General features: G+C 46.1%; 17 protein-coding genes. 5 read left to right on the forward strand and 12 right to left on the reverse strand.

Annotation, left to right across the window (positions count from 1 at the left end; genetic code table 11):
- Positions 1-16 precede the first annotated feature (16 nt).
- Positions 17-1087: a LacI family DNA-binding transcriptional regulator gene (locus EBI00_RS07790; RefSeq protein WP_123095346.1), complete on the forward strand. Its 1071-nt coding sequence runs from the start codon at positions 17-19 to the stop codon at positions 1085-1087.
- Positions 1088-1122: 35 nt separating this feature from the next.
- Here EBI00_RS07790 and EBI00_RS07795 read toward each other — a convergent pair whose 3' ends face one another.
- From EBI00_RS07795 to EBI00_RS07845, 11 genes are all read right to left on the reverse strand, one after another.
- A complete protein-coding gene (locus tag EBI00_RS07795; protein ID WP_123095347.1) occupies positions 1123-1830 on the reverse strand; it encodes a 3'-5' exonuclease in 708 nt (235 codons plus the stop codon).
- Entirely contained in the window at positions 1830-3686 is a 1857-nt protein-coding gene (locus tag EBI00_RS07800; protein ID WP_123095348.1) for a DUF294 nucleotidyltransferase-like domain-containing protein, read from the reverse strand. The genes EBI00_RS07795 and EBI00_RS07800 overlap by 1 nt, the downstream gene beginning before the upstream one ends.
- Before the next feature lie 26 nt (positions 3687-3712).
- A complete protein-coding gene (locus EBI00_RS07805; protein WP_123095349.1) occupies positions 3713-4279 on the reverse strand; it encodes a TMEM165/GDT1 family protein in 567 nt (188 codons plus the stop codon).
- Between the two features lie 311 nt (positions 4280-4590).
- Positions 4591-6174, reverse strand: coding sequence for a BCCT family transporter (locus EBI00_RS07810; RefSeq protein WP_123095350.1), 1584 nt, complete (start codon positions 6172-6174; stop codon positions 4591-4593).
- Between the two features lie 368 nt (positions 6175-6542).
- Positions 6543-7712 carry a radical SAM family heme chaperone HemW gene (hemW, locus tag EBI00_RS07815; protein WP_123095351.1) on the reverse strand — a complete coding sequence of 390 codons (1170 nt, stop codon included), beginning with the start codon at positions 7710-7712 and terminating at the stop codon, positions 6543-6545.
- Positions 7709-8329, reverse strand: a complete 621-nt coding sequence (rdgB, locus tag EBI00_RS07820) for an RdgB/HAM1 family non-canonical purine NTP pyrophosphatase (protein ID WP_123095352.1) — start codon at positions 8327-8329, stop codon at positions 7709-7711. Before rdgB ends, hemW begins: the two co-directional genes overlap by 4 nt.
- An 81-nt stretch (positions 8330-8410) precedes the next feature.
- Entirely contained in the window at positions 8411-9001 is a 591-nt protein-coding gene (metW, locus tag EBI00_RS07825; protein WP_123095353.1) for a methionine biosynthesis protein MetW, read from the reverse strand.
- Positions 9001-10158: a homoserine O-succinyltransferase MetX gene (metX, locus tag EBI00_RS07830; RefSeq protein ID WP_123095354.1), complete on the reverse strand. Its 1158-nt coding sequence runs from the start codon at positions 10156-10158 to the stop codon at positions 9001-9003. The genes metW and metX overlap by 1 nt, the downstream gene beginning before the upstream one ends.
- Positions 10159-10368: 210 nt before the next feature.
- On the reverse strand, positions 10369-12255 hold the full coding sequence (locus EBI00_RS07835; RefSeq protein ID WP_123095355.1) for a methyl-accepting chemotaxis protein: 1887 nt from the start codon (positions 12253-12255) through the stop codon (positions 10369-10371).
- A 307-nt stretch (positions 12256-12562) separates the two neighbouring features.
- Positions 12563-13162 (reverse strand): 16S rRNA (guanine(966)-N(2))-methyltransferase RsmD, encoded by a 600-nt coding sequence (gene rsmD, locus EBI00_RS07840; RefSeq protein WP_123095356.1) that lies wholly within the window; start codon positions 13160-13162, stop codon positions 12563-12565.
- On the reverse strand, positions 13159-14472 hold the full coding sequence (locus tag EBI00_RS07845; RefSeq protein ID WP_123095357.1) for an insulinase family protein: 1314 nt from the start codon (positions 14470-14472) through the stop codon (positions 13159-13161). The genes rsmD and EBI00_RS07845 overlap by 4 nt, the downstream gene beginning before the upstream one ends.
- 211 nt (positions 14473-14683) lie before the next feature.
- Here EBI00_RS07845 and ftsY point away from each other — a divergent pair, with 211 nt between their 5' ends.
- The 4 genes from ftsY to rpoH all read left to right on the forward strand — a co-directional run bounded on the left by ftsY (position 14684) and on the right by rpoH (position 18628).
- A complete protein-coding gene (gene ftsY, locus EBI00_RS07850) occupies positions 14684-15901 on the forward strand; it encodes a signal recognition particle-docking protein FtsY (RefSeq protein ID WP_123095358.1) in 1218 nt (405 codons plus the stop codon).
- A 51-nt stretch (positions 15902-15952) separates the two neighbouring features.
- Positions 15953-16624 (forward strand): cell division ATP-binding protein FtsE, encoded by a 672-nt coding sequence (gene ftsE / locus EBI00_RS07855; protein ID WP_123095359.1) that lies wholly within the window; start codon positions 15953-15955, stop codon positions 16622-16624.
- Complete coding sequence (ftsX, locus tag EBI00_RS07860; RefSeq protein ID WP_123095360.1) at positions 16625-17632, forward strand: permease-like cell division protein FtsX; 1008 nt, start codon at positions 16625-16627, stop codon at positions 17630-17632.
- Between the two features lie 129 nt (positions 17633-17761).
- Complete coding sequence (gene rpoH, locus EBI00_RS07865) at positions 17762-18628, forward strand: RNA polymerase sigma factor RpoH (protein WP_123095361.1); 867 nt, start codon at positions 17762-17764, stop codon at positions 18626-18628.
- Between the two features lie 52 nt (positions 18629-18680).
- On the opposite strand, the gene EBI00_RS07870 is transcribed toward rpoH, so the two are convergent.
- Positions 18681-19541, reverse strand: a complete 861-nt coding sequence (locus tag EBI00_RS07870; RefSeq protein ID WP_123095362.1) for an energy transducer TonB — start codon at positions 19539-19541, stop codon at positions 18681-18683.

Here is a 19541-nt window from a genome sequence, read left to right on the forward strand (position 1 = left end):
TAATAAGTAGGTTGGTATGACAAAAAACATAAAAAAACTGACTTTAAAAGACGTCGCAGAGCGCTTAGGTGTTTCCACTGCCACCATTTCTAATGCGTTTAACCGCCCCGATCAGTTATCGGCCAGTTTGCGTGAAAACATTCTCAGTGAATGTGAAAAGATGGGCTATTTTGGCCCTAACGCCGCCGCTCGTAGCTTACGTACGGGTCGAACGGGCATCGTAGGTATCGTATTATCCGATGATTTGAGCTACAGCCTAACAGACCCCGTTGCCAATCAGTTTTTAAAAGGCATGGCGGAAGTATTTGAAGTGAACGAATACAACATGTTGTTGCTGTCCTCTGATCAAGTTGAACAAGATGCCCAGAGTCGCATGCAGTCTTCTATGGTCGACGGTTTTATTGTTTATGGTCATAAGCCACAACAATGCATTAACGCTCCTTGGCTGATGCCAAATAAAAACATCATTACGGTAGACAGTTTTATACCGGGAACCACCTCAGTTAACGTAGAAAATCACAGTGGCGCCTATCGAGTGGCTTGTCATGCTTTGCAACATAAGCCGGAGGCTGTTGCTATTTTAGGCTTAAGTTTATTGGCGACCGATCGAGTGTGCCGGATACGCGAAGATGAACTATTTGACCGTGCTGCGTCGATTTCTATTCAACGCTTGTATGGTTATTTTCAAGCACTTGAAGAGCACAATGTCGCCATTACGTCTGAATACATTTGGAATATTCCTGAAAACAACCATAAGCAAGCTTATCAAGCGGCCCGTGAAGCACTGAGCATGTCAAATCGACCGACGCTCTTGTTGTGCATGAGTGATTGTATTGCGATTGCCGCAGTGCAAGCGGCCTTACATATGGGGCTGAGAGTGCCAGAAGATCTGCATGTGGTGGGGTTTGATGGTATTGCAGAGAGTGCGAATTTCCACCCTTCCATTACCACGATTCATCAGCAAACCGTGGAGAAAGGGCGTATTGCCGCAGAAGTCTTTTTAGGACTTCGGGAAGCCAAAGATGTCATTTTAGACACGGACCTTATTATCCGTGAAAGCTGTCCTTCTATCGTAGAAATCAATTAGACAGCGGTTTATTTAGAACGCCTTTGATTGAGCCACTATACCCAGTATGCAGAAATATTCGCGTCTGGGTCCATATGATAAGCAATTTGCGCTTGCAGTAGCTCGGCTGAAGACAACGCGTCAGTCAGTGCGTGGTGCGCCTTATAACGGGGCAGTCCATATCGTTGACGACACGCGTCTAAACGTAGCGAAAGCGGTCTTCCAAAGCGCTTCCACCAGGGTTTAAAGGTCACTTGACGTTCAATATCCATGGTATCCAGCACAGGGAAATACAGCGGAAAGCCATAAATTTTTAATGCGGCTTCTAAGAGAAACTGGCGCTCTATAGAAACGCAATGCACGACGACAACCTGTCCCGCTAATGCGCCTAATATGTCATCTAATATGGCATGTAAGCGCGGTGCCTGAGCCAATTCTGTGTGTGTGATTTCATGGATAGTGACCGATTCTGCGTTGAGTGAGCAGACAGGTTTAGCGATCCAATATTTGGCGCCATTGCAGCGAATGGTTTTGTGGTTCAAAGGGATTAACCCCAGGCTGATGATTTCATCTTTGCTCGGATCGAGACCTGTGGTCTCTAAGTCAAGAGAGAGCAGTGGGGTGTCTTTCAACGGGGTGTCAGGACTGATGATGCCCGCTTCGTAATAGCGCTTCAACGGCCCTTCAGGAGCGTCTAATGCCCACTGTGCAAACATCGCCTGCCAATCTTGCACTTCGTTTTGTTTGTTTTTGGACAATGGCATCAGCTGCGTTTCCCTGCGTAGCGAAATTTAATAAACTCCTGCTGACGTGATACTATATCAAAAGCATCTCTCAGATGGCGCTTTTCAAAAGAAGACAAATTCTCAGGATTTACGTGGTTGTTCGGCTCTTTGCCGGCTTCGATTTGTTCTTTTTGGTTTTTAATTCGCACCATGCCAATCATTTCAAGCGCTAGGGCAAGATCTTTTGCTCGCCCGTCGGGCAATAATCCCGCCGCTTCGATGTCTTCAATCCGCTCCAAGGTATTTAGACTGTTACTGCCGCAGGCGAGTGCGTGGACACGAACAATGTCAATAATAGGGGCTATGCCTCTTTCTTTTAAATTAAAAGTGCGCGATTGTTTGCCTTCACCATCTAGAACAAACTGGCGGAAAAAGCCCAGTGGCGGTTTCCGCTGGTTGGCGTTGCGCGCCATAAAGGTTAAGAAGCCAGAGTGTTGCTTGGCTTCACGGCGAATATGTTGATTCAGCTGCGCGGCCAGGGTTTTGTCGCCATAGACGCCGCGTAGATCAAAGAAAATAGACAAGCGCAGCAAAGCGTCGGCTTTGGGCTTCTGAATCCACCCGCTGAAGTTTTCTTTCCAAACTCGTAGCGGCTGACGCCACTGGGTGTTTGACGCCATTATGTCCCCAGGACACAGCTCGTAGCCACACAGATCAAGGTTCTTACAGACCCAATTGCTCAACAGTTTGAAATACTCTCCGTGCTGTTCTTCATTGTATTTATTGCTCAAGATAATGGCATTGTCTTGGTCTGTCTTAATGGTTTGCTCTTCTCTGGCTTGGGAACCTAAAGCGATAAAACAATAAGGCACTGGCGGTGGGCCGAACTTCTCTTCAGCCAGTTGCAAGAGTCGCTTCACAAAAGCGGTGCCAATATGGGACATGGCGTTGCCAATCATTTGCGTATTGGCATCGGCGACAACTAGCTGCGTAAAAGTATGTGTCATTTTACGACTGATCGCCTGCAACCCTTCGATGTCGCTTTGTTTGTAAATATCACTGATGAGATAAATACTGCCGTGGCTTTCCTTTTGTATCAGATCACCCGAGCTTACGACGCCAATGGGCCGTCCATTTTTCACAATGGGAATATGGTGAACATTACGCTCCATCATTTTCAATACGGCTTCAGAGGCATAGTCACCGCTGTCCATTATTACTGGATTTCGTGTCATGATGTCTGAGACAGGTGTATCGTAATCAAGACCTTCAGCAACGGCGCGGGTACGTAAGTCTCGGTCTGTTACTATGCCAATCAGTTCTTCCTGATCCGTAATTAACAAACTAGACACTTTGTGCTCAGACATGACTTGTGCGGCGTTACGAATGCTGGCGCTGATGTCTGCACTGATGGGTGGTCGCCTTAATAAACTGATAACCGGACAGGTCATGAGAGACACATCGGAACTTTGCGCATCCATCGCTGTGCGCAGGCGCACTTCCCGCGTAAGCTCGAAAAAGTCCGAGAAGTTATCATTCTCTTCGTACAGTTTTAGAAACCAGCGAGCGGGGATGCAATATAAAAGACTGTCTTCTATAGTGCGCATGGATTGTGATGACTTGCCACCACGTAACAGAGAAAAGTAGCCAAACAGTTCTCCTTCATTCATGCGTCGAATTAACTTTCCTTCTTTGCTCAGCACTTCAACGGCGCCGCTACGGATAAAGAAAAGGGTGTTATTAAGTGCACTGGGTGCAATAACCCACTCTTCGGATCGAGCGTATCGCACTTCAATATCTCGGACCATATCGTTCAGCTGCGGATCGTCTGCAATTTCATAAAAGGGCGAGTGCTGGCAAAGTGCTTCAAGTATTTCGGTTAATTCGACATCCATTGTATTTGTCCTGTTTGTCGTCTCGGTTATTGGAGTAGCGGCGTGAAGAGAGTAATAATTCCGATGATAAGAAAAAGTAAACAGGCTAATTTTCGCGTTAAGTCTGCGTTAATTTTGCCCATTAGCCAGTTGCCCGCAAATACGACAGGCACATTAGCCAACATCATGCCTACGGTTGAGCCAATTAATACCATCCATACACTACCATAATGAGCGCCGAGCAATATGGTGGCCACTTGCGTTTTATCGCCAATTTCAGCCAAAAAGAAGAGGACGAAAGTCGCACCAAAGGCACCATATTTGAGCATTTTATTGTCTTCGCTATCGTCCTTATCTGGAATGAGCAACCACAATCCGACGGCAATAAAGCTGATGCCTACAACCCAACTTAGTGCGCCATCTGGAAGCCAGTTGGCCACTTCGACTCCCAGCCACGCTGAGAGTGCATGATTGAGTAAAGTGGCAATAAGAATACCAAATACAATAGCTGTTTTAGAGTTAAAGCGAGTAGCAAGAAACAACGCAAGAAGTTGAGTTTTGTCACCCATTTCAGCTAGAGCAACGGTTAGAGTAGAAGTGAATAACGCTTCCATATGAAAAGTCCTAGGTGGGCAGTTAAACAAAAGACAATAAACCTGTGCCCACCTGAGCCAAGTTATTGTCTTAAGTCTCATCAATCCTGCTGACTTACGTCAGATTAGGACTTCTTTGCCACGAGCGTGAGGCCCGATTATGTTGACTAAGAATCTTCACGTTTCTCAAGGCATAGAGTGCCAAAGTGTTTAACGCAAAGAAGATTACTCCCCTAAGAGGACCGCGATGTTAAAAGATTAACCCTAAAAAAGCAATGCCGATGACCTAGATCATCGGCATTACAGACAGAACAACAGTGCTTTATTGACGCTTACTTATACAAATGCATGTCACTGTGTAAACCTTTCCACAGGCTCACACACATAATGAGCATTAGTAGAGTGAAAGGCAGACCAATAGTGATCGCTGCGGCTTGAATAGCTCCTAATGCTTCAGAGCCACCGCCAATTAGCAGTGCAATGGCAATGATGCCTTCCAGAATTGCCCAGAATACTCGCTGAATCATAGGTGCATCTGTTTTACCGCCTGCTGTGATACCGTCAATAACCAAAGAACCCGAGTCAGATGAGGTAACGAAAAAGATCAACACCAATACAATACCGACAAATGAAGTGATTCCGGTTAACGGTAGCTGAGCAAACATCTGGAACATAGCCAAAGACGAATCAGAAATGCCATTTGCCAGTTCGCCAACGCCCATTTCTACTTGCTCAAGCGCGGAACCACCAAAAATAGCCATCCACACAAGGGACACAGCGGTAGGTACTAACAAGACCGCAATGATGAACTCACGTACCGTACGACCACGAGAGACACGTGCGATAAACATACCGACAAAAGGTGACCAAGAAATCCACCAAGCCCAATAAAACACAGTCCAGCCATGGTAAAAGGTTTCGTCCTCACGCCCGATCCAGTTACTTAATGGAATAATGTTCTCAACGTAGCTGAGAAAGTAAGAACCCACTGCCATAAAAATAGCGCCAGTGTGACCGACGATAACGATAAAAATCGCCAAACCGGCGGCAATAATCATGTTGATACTAGAAAGCAGCTTAACCCCACCCTCTAAGCCACGAGCAACAGAAATAATCGCTACAGCGGTTACGCCGACAATGACCAGAATTTGCGTGGTGAGCGTATTCGGAATGTCGAATAGAAAATGTAACCCCCCAGCGGCTTGCAACGCACCAAACCCGAGTGAGGTAGCGAGACCAAAAATAGTCGCAATGACGGCAATAACATCAATAACATGACCAATCACTCCCCATACTTTCTCACCAAATAGTGGGTAAAAAGCAGAACGTATGGTCAGCGGTAATCCTTTGTTATACGCAAAGAAAGCTAAAGACAGACCGACTACCGCGTAGATTGCCCAAGGGTGAAGGCCCCAATGGAACATGGTTGCGCCCATGGCAAGATCTTTTGCTTCGGGCGTATTTTTCACCGCATCGAGGGGCGTTCCGTACCAACCTGTGTAATAAGCAACAGGCTCTGCCACACTCCAGAACATTAGACCGATACCCATACCAGCTGCAAACAGCATGGAAAACCAAGATATGGTCGAATGCTCTGCTTTTGCTTCTGTACCACCCAGTCGGATTTTACCTAATGGTAAAGCAATCAAAACCAAACAGAAAAGCACAAAAATGTTGCCTGCTACCATGAAAAACCAATCGAAATTGTTAATCGACCAATTTTTTGCACCGGATAGTACAGAGCTTGCATCAGCAGGAAATAATATACTGCCAATAATAAAAGCAAAGATTAACACCGCGCTGGTACTGAATACCGGGTTTAGCACATCTAGACCAAGAAACTGTATGTTGTCTTGTCCTACTTTGTACGAGGTGTTGTACTCTGCCCGACCTTTGTCTGGGACCTTATTACTCATAAACATTCTCCCGAATTAGTAATATTCTTTTCATATTCCAAGTGTTTTTTATCTGTATTCACGGTAGATCTTTAGTCGATGAAGGCTGTAGTGAGTTTTTTTGCACAATCTCACCACCGTACCTTAAAAGAACGGAGATTTTCGTATTGTTCCTAACACGACATCTTATGTTCTTTTTTGCTGTATCTGCTTAATGGTTCGCAGCACATGTTTATCGTCAAATCTTCATCGTCAGCGATTTTCAATCATGATAAAACTAAAAAAGGCCATCGAAGGACGGCCTTTTTTAGTTCAAACACCCAATAATGGTACATCAATTTGATTAGATGTCAAATTATCGTCAATAAAACGCCAGTAAAAATAGACATTTAGGGAAGAAAGAGTTCGAGCAATTCATTGAGAAACAGTTTGCCCTTTTCGGTGGTTTTAACGCGTTGATTTTGCCATTCGGTCTTATCCAATAGATCTTGCCGTAACGCCTTTTCGCAGGCTTTTATCAAGGAATTTGGGACTCTTTGATAGGTAAATCCTTCATAATCCTTTAAATCAAAGGTTTCAAATAAGCGCAGGCGGTTCATCATAAACTCCAGTGGCAGGTCTTCTTGCAGTATGGCGTCTTTGATGATTAAGGCCTCTGGCAGTGTGTTGAGGTAGTGATTTGGGTGTCTAGTCTTTCGTGTACGAAATATTTCACCATTAACTAATGTGATCTTGCCATGGGCACCAGCACCGATTCCTATGTAATCGCCGAAACGCCAATAATTAAGGTTGTGTGCCGCGCGACAGTTCTCTTTTGAATTAGCCGAAACTTCGTACTGAGCATAACCCTGTTTGGTTAACAGCTCTTGTCCTGCGTCTTGAATTCCCCATAAGGTGTTGTCTTCAGGTAGCGTTGGTGGACGACGATAAAACTCAGTGTTTGGCTCGATAGTGAGTTGGTACCAAGACAAGTGTTCAGGGTTCAGTTCGATGGCAAGGGACAAGTCTTCTAACGCCATGTCTAGGCTTTGATCTGGTAAGCCATGCATCAAATCGAGGTTGATATTCTCGAAGCCAGCGGCTCTAGACTTATCCACAGCGTGTATCGCTTCTTCGCGGTTGTGGATTCTTCCTAGGGTTTTCAACAGGTTTGGCTGGAAACTTTGGATGCCGATAGACAAACGATTAATGCCAGCCTGACGAAAGTGGCGAAACTTTTCTTGTTCAAACGTTCCTGGATTGGCTTCCATGGTGATTTCGGCGTTGTCTGCCCAAACCAACTTTTCTCGCAACGCATCCATTAAACGATAATAGAAGTCTTCACTCATCAAGCTTGGCGTACCGCCGCCAATAAAAGCGGTTTGGATTTCTCGTCCAGCAACATAAGGTAAATCGGCGTCTAAATCCGCCAAAAGCTGCGCCAAATACGCATCTTCTGGCAGTTTGCCATTGGCTTCAAAACGGTCTGCTTGATGGGAATTGAAGTCGCAATAAGGACATTTACGCACACACCAAGGTAAGTGAATGTACAAACTTAGTGGCGGTAATTGACGACTCAAAATGGGTTACCTGGCTGAGAAGGGGATTGTTGGAACGCAGCAAGCAGCTGTTTTAAGGCTTTCCCTCTGTGGCTGATTTGATTCTTTATTTCTTTTGGTAGGCTAGCCGCACTGCACGCGCATTCCGGTACATAAAATATTGGATCATAACCAAAACCTTCTTGGCCTTCTGTGGAGGTCAAAATACGGCCTTCCCATACGCCATGAAACACTTGTGGTGTTGGATCGTCTTTATGGCGCATATAGGCTAATACACAATGGAAGCGAGCAGTACGTTCTAGTTCATGTACGCCGTCTAGTTTTTCCAATAATAGCTTGTTATTCGCTTCATTATTACCGTGATCTCCGGCAAAACGAGCAGAGTAAATACCTGGTGCACCGTCAAGATAATCCACTTCAATACCAGAATCATCGGCCAATGCAGGCAAGCCAGTGTGAGCACAAGCGTTACGTGCTTTTAAAATGGCGTTTTCAATAAAGCTCAAGCCCGTTTCTTCCGCTTCTTCGACGTTAAACTCGCTTTGCGGTTTGACATCAATGCCCATGTCACCGAGTAACGCATTGAATTCTTTGATTTTTCCAGCATTGTTGCTGGCGAGTACGATGGTCTTGCTCATTGGTTTTTCCTTCATGTTCTAAAACAAAGGCGGCTGATGCGCCGCCTTGTTGGTCATTCTATTTATGCAACTGACCGAGACTCAACGGCTGATGTGGAAAATAGCCGTTTCACTGAACAAGTTCGGCATAGAGCGAATCCACCAATGATCTTTTAATTGGCCGTCTACGGCAGCCCAACGCAGGATTTTGATGTTTTTTTCACGACATAAACGTTCAAAGTCTTGAAAGGTGAAAAAGTGAATGTTGGGTGTATCGTACCAATTGTATGGTAAGAAATCAGATACTGGCATTCTACCTTTTAACGCCAAATGCAAACGGCTGCGCCAGTGTCCGAAGTTCGGAAAAGTGATAATGCATTCTTTGCCGATGCGCAGCATTTCGTCGATCAATAAGTCGGGGCGACGGAATTGTTGTAAGGCATGAGTCATCAAGACTAAGTCAAAGCTTTGGTCATCAAAGTTCTGTAAGCCTTCGTCGATGTTTTGCTCTAAGACTGGAATGCCTTTTTCGATACAGGTGTTTAAGTCGTCATGGCCTATTTCCAAACCATAGCCGTTTACCTGTTTATTTTTAATCAGATGGTGGAGCAATTCGCCGGGACCACAAGCCAAGTCCAGCACTCGAATATTGGGCTGAACCCATTCATCGATGATTTCTAAATCAGAGCGCATTATTTGACCTCCGTGGTTAAGCGATTGGCAACCCGGGTTAAAAACGTGTTTAACACAGACATATAGCGTGGAATCGGGAACAAAAAGGCATCGTGACCTTCGGCGGCTTCGATTTTTGCATACGAGACCTGCTTGCCTGCTTTGACCAGAGCATTGACGATTTCCTCACTGCGCTCAGGGGAGAACCGCCAGTCGGTGGTGAAGGAAACCAGAAGGAATTCGCATTGCGCGCGACTCAACACAGCAGAAAGGTCGCCACCGGTTTGTGAGGCTGGATCAAAATAATCCAACGCTTTGGTCATCAACATGTAAGTGTTGGCATCAAAGCGTTTGGTGAAGGCTTCGCCTTGATAGCGCAGGTAGCTTTCTACTTCAAACTCAATACCGTAATTGTACTGATAGCTATCGTGACGCATTTGACGACCAAATTTGGCGCCCATGGCATCGTCTGATAAATAGGTAATGTGACCTAACATGCGCGCCAAACCAAGGCCGTTGGTTGGAACGGAATTATTTTCTATATAATTTCCGTCAAAAAAGTCAGGATCACGACGAATGGATTGACGTGCGACTTCGTTAAAGGCGATGTTCTGTGTCGACAGTTTGGGTGCAGAAGCGACGATCACCGCGGATTTTAAGCGGCTTGGAAAACGAACACTCCATTCTAGTACCTGCATGCCACCAAGGCTGCCACCTACGATCGCGGCAAAGGTTTGAATGCCGAGTAAATCGGCTAAACGTGCCTGACTTTCTACCCAGTCTTCTACGGTCACAATGGGAAAGCTAGCTTCCCAACGCTGTCCTGTAGCGGGGTTGATGCTGGTGGGGCCGGTTGAACCACAGCAACCACCTAGGTTATTGAGCGCGACAACATAAAACTGATTAGTATCGATGGCTTTACCAGGTCCAATCGCAGTATCCCACCAACCCGGTTTGGTGTCTGTCATGGCGTGGTAACCTGCCGCGTGATGGTCGCCGCTGAGTGCATGACAAATTAGGATAGCATTTGAGGCCTCTTTATTAAGGGTGCCGTAGGTCTCATAAATCAGTTGATAGGATGACAAGGTTTGTCCGCAGGACAGTGCCAACGGTGTGTCGAATTGCGCAATCTGTGGCGTAACAATGCCCACAGAGTCGGCTGGGATGACGTCCGGCATAGATTCGTTTTTATCCTAAAGTAAAGCCCTAAAAGAAAGTGCTTGAGTTCCCGTGAAGTGGTTTGGGAAGATTCATGGCTAAATGATGTCATACAGTCTAGCGTTTGCGTCTAGTGTCATCAAGAGCTGACAAGAGAAAACGCCCTCCGGCGAATGGTTGCGCCTGAGGGCATGAGTGTATATCTCACTCTATCGTTTTTTTCCTATGTGTTATGGCAGGGTAAATACTTTGGTTTTGCCCGCAAGTTGTGTGGAAAGCCGCTGGATTTGTTTCGTTTTATCGGCCAAAACGTCAATAGAGCCAGTGTCTTGGTTTAATTGTTGGGCAATTTGTTCCATCTCCTTGCTCATTTGCAAAGCGGTACTCGCGACGTCTTGAATGGCAACGGCCATCGAATCGGTAGAATGGGAACCTGTCATGGCATTGTGTTCTATATCCCGCATGGCTTCTTCTGCTTTGCTGCCATTATCGCCAATTATTTTGAGATTATCCTGACCGCTTTCCATGGTGCTAATGGCTGTTTGAGTCGACTGCTGAATGGTGTTGACTATGTCTGTGATTTTAGAGGTAGCGTCGACAGTTTTTTCTGCTAATGCGCGGACTTCGTCAGCGACAACGGAAAAGCCACGTCCGGCTTCACCGGCGCGCGCTGCCTCAATAGCGGCGTTTAAAGCCAGTAAATTGGTTTGACTGGCAAGGTCATTGATCATGGCTATGACGTTGTCGATATTTTTGGACAGGCGGCCAAGCTCGTTGAGTTGATGACTGGTTGTCTTCACAATAGTAACAGTGTCACTGATGCTACTGAGCACGTTTTTAATAGTGTCGGCCCCTGATTTGGCGGATTGATAAGTATCGCTTGATTGTGACCTAAGTGTGTTGGTGGTGTTTGACAGTTCGGTAAGACGACTAGAAATCTCGTCTGTGGCGGTCGCCAAAGAGTGAGTGCGTTGATTGACTAAGTGATTGCTACTGGCGATGCTGCCAATTGTATTGTTCAAATCTGTTGACATTGCGCTGACATGGTCGGTGGTGGAGACCACGTCTTTTAGTACGTCGCCTAAGCCTGTTGTCATCTGATTCAATGACTCGCTTAGCTGATCAAATTCGTCATGGCGCCTTGTATTGACAGGAGCTTTTGAAGACATGTCTCCCTGTTTGACCTTGTTTAAGTCAGTAATGATTCCTTGAAGTGTCAGATTGACATTGCGGCCGATGGCAAACATTAATAGGGAGGCAAAAACAATGATAGAGATACTGACAGCGAGCAAAGTGGCACTGGCTCGATTGGAACTGTTCTCAGCGGCTTTTTCAGCTTCTGCGAGTTGCGTTTCAATGAGTTGGTGTGCCTGGTATTGGCTGTCATTGAACTGATTTTTTTGAGCGATAAAAGTTTTTTCTGCTTGATCTAACGAGATGAACGCTGAGCCGTATTGCACTATGGCATCGCGATACGCATAGGCCTTTACTCCATGAGTGTCTTGAAAACCAAAATTTACAACGCGTTTATCAAAACTTTCGAAGCTAGTTGTAAACTCTGCTAAGTTGCTCTCTGTGGGGTCGGATAAATAACCTGCTTCGGCTTTTCGTACGTTGGTGAATTCGCGTTTTAAAAGAGTGAGTTTATTTATATCGGCGCTTATTTCACTGCCCATTTGATCTACGCTGCCACGCAATCCAGAAGAAGAATCAAAACCAATAATGTAGCGCTGCTCGACCAATGACAGGAGTGCTTGGCTGTATTCGTTTATTTCAATCAAACTGTTCTGTAAGGTTTGCTTTAGGTCTTGGCTGACTGCCCTTGTAATGTTGAGTTTTATAATGTCATTGTTTTCTTTGATCTTTTCTTTAGAGGAATCTAAATATTGTTCGTAGTCTTGTACGTTAAGAGAGCGACTATTATCAGCCATTTCGAGCATGTTAATAACTAAAGCATCGTTTGATGCTTGGATTTTAGACAAGGTACGCAAGTCGTTACTGGCATTTTTTTGTGACGACAACCCTTCCATTGCCACGAAAGTGACTATAATAAACCCTAGCACTGCAGTGATGAGCAGCAGCATTAATTTCAATTTAAAAGGTATATTGGTAAGCATAAATTATCCCATGTAGGTGAAGGGGGCGCCTGTCTGTTGAGCGAATTGCGGTTGAGATAGGGGGTAACTGCAAATATCGTGCTCAAAACACAAAGCGACATAAGCTAATCCTAGTATGTGTTCTGTCATTGCGCTATAGGTGAGATGGAAAATATCTTCTAAGCTTGTATATCAGCCTGCTTAGGCTAGTCATAACCTAAACAAAGTCACTTTCTGGTGCGGCGGTGTGACGAGGAAAATGACTCTGCTTCATTTTGGAGCGCCACCGTGCACATTGACGGTGGCGCTGTTGTTGCTTTGCTCATGTTTAAGGGGCTATCTCAAACAAACGATAGACGAGTTGTCCTGCAACTTTTTCTTTAGCGAGCGTCCAGTGTGGCGGCAGCGCAGGTAAGGCGGCTTCTTTTTCCATTTCGATATAAACAAGTGCACGCTCGGCTAGCCAGCCTTTCTCGAGTAATGGCACTATTTGATTTAACCACCCCTTACGAAACGGTGGATCAAGAAAAATAATATCCATGGGCCGAGGGGGCGTTTCGTCAAGATAAGTTGCTGTGTTTTGGGCGATCACGTCCGCGTTGGTTGAGCCTAGGGTGGCAAGGTTTGCTGTCATTTGTTGCGACACGACTCGGGAATTATCAACAAAGGTAACGTGTTCCGCTCCTCGAGAGAGTGCTTCTAAGCCGAGCGCGCCAGAACCGCAAAAGAAATCGCCACATCGAGCACCTGGAATATGATGATTAATCCAGTTGAACAGCGTTTCTCTGACTCTGTCTGGGGTCGGGCGCAGGCCCTCTACATTGGGAATAGGCAATTGACGGGAGCGCCACTCTCCCGCAATGATGCGTACTTTAGACGCTTTTGGCTTGCTGTTTTTCAAAGGGGTATGTTGGGCATTTTTCTTCATTGGTAGACCTGAATCTCTTGATAGGAAGAGGGCTTTAGTAGCGTTTCTAGGGCGCTCTGATAGTCCTCGATAGTAAAGCGAGTGATGGCGTCTTGATAGTCGGCCGCGAAGTTTTCCAGTGTGAGTGCGCCGCCTTCATGGGTCACTTGAGTGGCTATGTCGCTCCACCAAGTGGGTGAAAGTGTTTGTTGTTCTAACTGCGCTTTAAACGCATCCATGAGCGCTTGAAAATGCTCTGGATCTCGTGTTGAAGGCAGTGGTTCCAGTAACGCAAGTGACTTCATGCTTGCTTCTGAGTTCGCTTCTTGAATGGTGTTTGGCTCTAAAGTGAGCGTATTGCGATATTGCGTTTGCCACCAGACCCAAGGCGGTTGCACAGAAAGGTTCAGCGCCAGTTGCACAAAGTCAATATGAGCTTGTTGATTTAGCGTGGCGACTAAGTCGGTTCCCCAAATCTGTAGGCTTAACCATTCCTCGACGGAAGAGATGGGCTTAAGCTCAACAGCGCTTTGACTTTGCCAAGGCGCGCCCATGGTAGAGGCTGGTCTGACGATCTGATTGTTTGGGTTCATCGTCTCGCTTTGCATGATAGGGGGATTTGGTGGCGACCGACGATAATCCTGGCTAATGGTATTGAGCGCGCGGGTTATTCTCTCTTCTGATTCGGATGTCATATGGCCAATAATAATGATGCTCGCAGCCGCGTTTTTTAAACTTTGGTAATAGTCTTTCATTTGATCAAGTGACAGGTCAGAAAAATCGGCCACCGGTTTGGCAGAAAAAGGCTGCCACGATGACTGTGGGGCCGAGAGGGCGGTTTGCTGTTGTCGCTGCCATTGATCAAACGAGCGAGGTTTAAAGTCGGGCGTCTGCAGCCAGCGAGTCATGAGGGACAAACTGGGTATGAGGTAATCGGGTTCGCTGTTCATAGTAACGCCGATAATCTGATTATCCGTATCGTAATGACTGAGCGCACGGGCGGCTAGGGGAGAAAATCTTTGATTAATTGAGGCTGTGCTCAGCGGCAAAGAGTCACCCAATAACATATCCAATGTGGCTCGAATGATCGCAGGGTTTGAATACTCTGCATTAAATACAAGACGTATTTCCAGTTTGTTGCTGTTTTCCCATTGCGATTGAGAGAGCCAAGTCACTGGGATACCGGATTCGGTAGACCAGGTCTTGATGATTGGCGTGGGCAATTTAGTGCTGGGCGCGGTTAAATTCAACAACCAAATAGCCAACGTTGACAACAACATCACAGCGGCTAAAGCCGGTCGACTAAAAAGGGGTTTACTGGCATCCGGCATAATGAACCTTGGGCTGTGTTAGGTGAGATGTTTAGAGAAATGTAAGCCTGTTTGTCAACGAGAATGATGGTAAAATAATCTGGTACAAGTGTCCATCTACGGGGCGTTGTGTTTCGGCGTGGTATTTCACTGGTTGCGAACAGTATTTTACTGTTGCGAAGGGTTGTTTACTGCTGCTATTTTCAGCTGTCAAAATAAAGAGACCGATTTAATGGAAGTTGTGAACCAAATAGTTGTTTTTTTTACACCGTATCTTGGTGAGTTTGCTCGTTACGTGCCCGTTATTATAGGTACACTGTTGGCTGTCATCGCGTTTGTGATACGTCGTCGCTTTGTTAATAAAATGAACGCGGACATCGCTGCGGCCAAACAACGAGACACAGAAGCGAACCGAGAAACACTCGATACCAGCGATGATGCACCTCTTCAGTCAAGGTCGCAGCTTGATCTTGCACCAGCGGCCGAAACAAAAGAGAAAGACAGTGTGTTGGAATCGAAACCAGCGGCCTTGTCTTGGACGCAGCGTATTAAATCCGGTTTATCTCGCACACGAAGTGGCTTAGGTGGTGGTTTGTCCGCAGTTATTGGTGGGCAGAAAAAGGTTGACGGTGACTTATTAGAAGAATTAGAAACGCAGCTTCTAATGGCTGACGTAGGTATTGACGCAACTCAGACCTTAATTAACGGGTTGACTGAGAGGCTTAATCGCAAAGAATTAAAAGACTCAACGGCATTACTTACGCATTTAAAAGCAGACATGGAAGCGATTCTAGAACAGTCGCAGCGTGTGTTGGAACCCGTCAGTCAGGATGGTCCTTTTGTTATCTTAATGGTTGGTGTCAATGGCGTGGGCAAAACAACGACCATTGGCAAGTTAGCGAAAAAATATCAGGCCGAAGGGAAAAGTGTTATGTTGGCAGCAGGCGATACCTTCCGTGCCGCGGCGGTTGAGCAGTTGCAAGTATGGGGTGAACGAAACAATGTTCCTGTGGTGGCCCAGCATACGGGAGCCGATTCCGCCTCGGTTATTTACGATGCGATAGAGTCGGCAAAGGCGAAAGGCATCGATATTGTCATCGCAGATACGGCAGGGCGCCTACAAAATAAAGCAAACCTGATGAATGAATTGGCCAAAGTGGTTCGAGTGATGAAAAAACTCGACGAGAATGCGCCTCATGAGGTTATGTTGGTGCTGGATGCAGGCACGGGACAAAATGCCATCAGCCAAGCGAAACTGTTTTCAGAAGCGGTGGGTGTGAGTGGCATTACGTTAACTAAGCTTGATGGTACGGCAAAAGGCGGTATTATTTTTGCGATTGCGAAACAGTTTGGGTTGCCCATCCGCTACATTGGTGTGGGGGAGCAAGCGGAAGACTTGCGTCCTTTCATTGCAAAAGAATTTGTGGATGCACTGTTTGATCAAGAATAACAAGAATAAGATGACGAGGTCTTCTTTTTAATTTAAGGATAGTAGCTTAACGTGGATATCGAATTTCAGCGCGTGGGGAAAAAGTATGAAAGCGGTCAAGACGCTTTATCGCAGGTGAGCTTTCACTTGCGCAGAGGCGAGATGGCTTTTTTAACTGGGCACTCAGGTGCAGGAAAAAGTACCCTGATGAAGCTGATGATGATGATTGAGCGTCAGACCTCGGGACAAATTTTGATTGATGGTGTGGATCTTCGTACCATGGGGCGTCGCGCTATTCCTTTTCACCGGCGTCGAGTGGGCGTGGTATTTCAAAACCACCAACTATTATTAGACCGCAGCGTCTTTCATAACGTGGCTTTACCGCTGCAAGTAAGCGGAGCGGACCCTTTGCAGATCGCTAAACGAGTGCGTGCTGCCTTGGATAAAGTCGGTTTGCTAGACAAAGAAAAATACTACCCCATGGCATTGTCAGGTGGTGAGCAGCAGCGTGTGGGCATTGCAAGAGCGGTAGTAAATAAGCCGCAACTGCTGTTAGCCGATGAGCCAACGGGCAATTTAGACCCGAAACTATCCGCAGAAATCATGAACCTTTTCCAAGAGTTTAATCGAGTTGGTGTCACCGTATTAGTAGCGAGCCATGATTTGGGGCTGGTGGCCCGCATGCGTCATCGTGTATTGACATTAAGCCAAGGGCGCATGGTGAACGATGGAGGGTTTGGCTAAATGGCACAGAAGCCAAACCGTCGTGGTGCGACAAGAGAATCGATTAAAGCGACGCAAAACGCTTGGTCGTCGCGCTCGTCTTTTAATTTAAGCCAGTATTTTCGACAGCACCAAGCGACCTTGACCGAAAGCTTTTTGCGGCTATTGGGCTACCCATTGGCCAGTATGATGACGATTATGGTGATCGCGATTGCCTTGTCTTTACCCGGTGGTTTGTATGTACTACTGAAAAATGTGCAGTCGGTAACAGATCAATGGGAACAGCAGTCGGTCATTACCCTGTACCTTTTTCCTCAATTAGAAGATACGCAAGCGTTGGCATTGTCCCATCGTTTATCTGCGCTGGCCGACGTGGCCTCAGTTGAGTATATCTCTAAAGAAGAAGGGCTGAGGTATTTTGAGCGTTCTAGCGGTTACGAACAAATCATGTCATCTTTATTGGAAAACCCCTTGCCTATTGTGTTGCGTGTGATACCCACGCAGTCTGTTGACGTGGCAACACTGCCAAGTTTGCAAACATTGCGTGATCAACTGGCGACCCAAGAAGAAGTGGAATACGCTGAACTTGATGCACAGTGGTTGCAACGACTGGCCAATATACTGAGCTTTGGTCAACGCTTTGTGTATGCCTTATCGGTCTTGTTGGTGATTGCGGTTTTTCTGATTGTCGGTAATACCATACGCATGGCCGTTGAGAGTCGTCGTAATGAAGTGTTAGTAATGAAGTTGGTGGGAGCAACGGATGCCTACATACGTCGGCCGTTTTTATACATGGGCTTTTGGTTTGGCGTTTTAGGAGGGCTTTTTGCTAGCCTGTGTATTTTGCTGTTGAGCTGGTGGGTAAGTGCTCCCGCTGAACGCTTGATTGAGCTTTATCAAAGCGGTTTTCAGCTGCAGACTTTTAATGCAGATGAGATTGTTTTATGTTTAACTATTAGCGCATTTGTTGGTGTTGTTGGCGCGTGGATTGCGGTTAACCGACATATTGCAAACATTGAACTGCAGTGACAAAGAAAGGCAAACATCAATACTAAGATGATGCCATGATTTATTCACAATCTTGTCACACACATGCAGAATTTACTTGGTAATATTTTGTCATACAGGGTATGAACAACTAAAAAGGTGGAAATAGAGATGGGTAAAGCTCTCCAGCCGACGGACATGATGATTCCAGGTCAAAACCTAGAAACATACATACAAACCGTTAGCAGAATTCCAATTTTAACAGCCGACGAAGAAAAAGCCTTGGCTGAGCGTCTTTATTATCAAGAAGATCTTGAGGCAGCGCGAACCTTGGTTATGTCGCACCTAAGATTTGTTGTGCATATTGCAAAAAGTTATTCCGGCTACGGATTAGCACAAGGCGACTTGATTCAAGAAGGTAACGTGGGCCTGATGAAGGCGGTTAAACGCTTCAATCCGGAAGTTGGCGTTCGTCTGGTGTCATTTGCTGTGCATTGGATCAAAGCCGAGATTCACGAATTTATATTGAAAAACTGGCGCATTGTGAAAATCGCGACAACAAAAGCGCAGCGTAAAATGTTCTTTAATTTACGCAGTGCTAAGAAATCTCTGTCTTGGTTCAGTCACTCTGAAGTTGAGTCAGTAGCGAGTGATTTAGGGGTAACGCCCGATGTGGTTCGTCAGATGGAAGGTCGTTTGAGTTCTTCTGATATGGCATTTGATGCGTCTGCAGATGACGATGATGACAGTGCCTTCCAAGCCCCTTCACAGTATTTAGAAGATCATCGTTCAGACCCTGCTACCTTGCTTGAGAATGGTAATTGGGAAGAAGACTCCAATCAGCGTCTTGAGATGGCCATGTCTGATTTGGATGAACGTAGCCGAAACATTCTGGTTCAACGTTGGTTGTCTGATGCCAAGTCGACCTTACACGAATTGGCAGACGAATACGGCGTTTCTGCAGAGCGTATTCGACAGCTTGAAAAGAACGCGATGAAAAAAATACGTTTGGCGATGGGCGATGGTCAATTTGACTGACCAGAGTATTGAATCACTGAACACATAACCAGCCCTCCTTAGTGAGGGCTTTTTATTGGCTTTGTAGCTGATTGCCCGGCACGAATCTCCAAGTCCGAATGATTTCCAATTTGTCCACTTCCTTCTTGAGCTCTACGGGGAAAGCCTGAAAAGGCTCTGCTAAGCGCACGATTCGCATTGCCGCATCATCTAAAACTCTAACTCCAGAAGACTGCAACACTTCAATATCGTCGACTTGGCCATTGGGTAGGATACTGACGGCTAAGCGCAGTTGTCCGTAGAGTTGGTTTCGTTTTGCTTCTTCTGGATAATGTACATTACCGATACGCTCTACTCTGCGTCGCCAATCGTCTAGGTATTGTGCATCAATGGCGGCTTTTGCTGACACTGAGGTAAGGCGACGAATTCTTGGGCGCTTCGCATAGGCTTGACGCTGCTGGTCCAACAGCGCTTCTAGAGTCGCTATATCATTCGAAAGATGACTGGGAATTTGCGTTTCCCCCCTAAACTGCTCTTCCAACGTTTTTGGCTCTTGTTCCGATTCGTCGAGGATTTCAAATACGGCTTGTTGATTTTTGGTAGCCAATAAACTGGGTTCGTCAATCGGTTCAGCGGACGCGAGTTGAGGCTGAACCGGTGGAGAAATGTCTTGAATGGTGTCTGACAGGAAGCGAGCATTTTCCGTCGTGGTGAGCTTTTGCTTACGCAGCTCTGTGCCACTGGCTTCTTGGTTTGCCTGCGCAATAAAATCGGCTTCGTCAGGAGCTTGTGAGGTATGCTGAACTAAGGTCACTTCAAGCGTGTTGGGCTTGGGGGAGGCTAATTCAAAATCAAAGCCGATCACCATCACCATTAGCACATGAAAGCTAATGGCGATGAAAAGCGCGACGGAAAATTTATCGATTACTCGCAT

This window comes from Marinomonas hwangdonensis (assembly GCF_003721245.1).
Taxonomy (GTDB): domain Bacteria; phylum Pseudomonadota; class Gammaproteobacteria; order Pseudomonadales; family Marinomonadaceae; genus Marinomonas; species Marinomonas hwangdonensis.